This window comes from Alcanivorax sp. HI0083 (assembly GCF_001635175.1).
On the sequence record NZ_LWFX01000181.1, the window covers coordinates 1 to 955 of the forward strand.

General features: G+C 58.2%; 1 protein-coding gene. It reads right to left on the reverse strand.

What is annotated here, in order from left to right; translation table 11 throughout:
* Positions 1-955, reverse strand: a 955-nt coding sequence (locus A3754_RS01930; protein WP_156496691.1) for a DUF3458 domain-containing protein, incomplete at both ends; no start/stop codon positions are given.

Genomic DNA, 955 nt, shown 5'->3' on the forward strand with positions numbered 1-955 from the left:
ATGACCTGTTCCAGCACGGGCACCAGCGCCGCAGCTTCAGCATCCGCCTTCCCAGGCTCAACCACCAGCCGATCCAGGGCGGCAAAGTAAAGGCGCTGAGCCGCATTCCAGCGGCAATAGCCATCACTGTCATACGCCAGCAGTCGTGCCAGCTGCGCCTGCGTGTAGGCATAATCCAGCACCACCGGGGCAGAGAATCCACGCAGTAACGAGGGCGTCACACCTTCAGGCACCGCGAAAGACACGGTTTGTTGCACCTGATCCACAATGATGACCTGCTCACCCTGCCCGTTCGCGCCCAGCGCACAGGGCGCACCCTGTTCATCCAGCAGGGCCAGACGGATCGGGATCACCAGAGGCTGCTTGTCCTCCTGACCGGGGGTGGCAGGAGTATGTTGCCGAAAAGTGAGGTGATATTGCCCCTCACTGTACTCGTCGGTAACGGTCAGCACCGGCGTGCCCGCCTGGCTGTACCAACGTTTGAACTGGCCCAGATCACGGCCGGAAACGGCCTCCATGCTGGCCACGAAGTCATCACAGGTTACCGCCTTGCCATCATTTACCTCGAAATAATGATCTGTCGCCCTGCGGAAATTCTCCGCCCCCAGCAGGTGATACTGCATGCGAACAATTTCCGCCCCTTTTTCATAAATGGTCAGGGTGTAGAAATTATCAATTTTCTGGTATTCCTCCGGGCGAACGGCGTGGGCCATGGGCCCCTGATCTTCCGGGAATTGGTGGTTCACCAGGAAATCCACGTTCTCCACCCGCTGAACGGCAGCGGAATTCATGTCCGCCGAAAATTGCTGATCGCGAAAGACCGTAAACCCTTCTTTCAGGCTTAGCTGAAACCAGTCGCGACAGGTCACCCGGTTACCGGACCAGTTATGGAAGTATTCGTGAGCCACCACGGATTCCACCCGCTGGAACCCTGCGTCTGTGGTAGTCGAGGGGT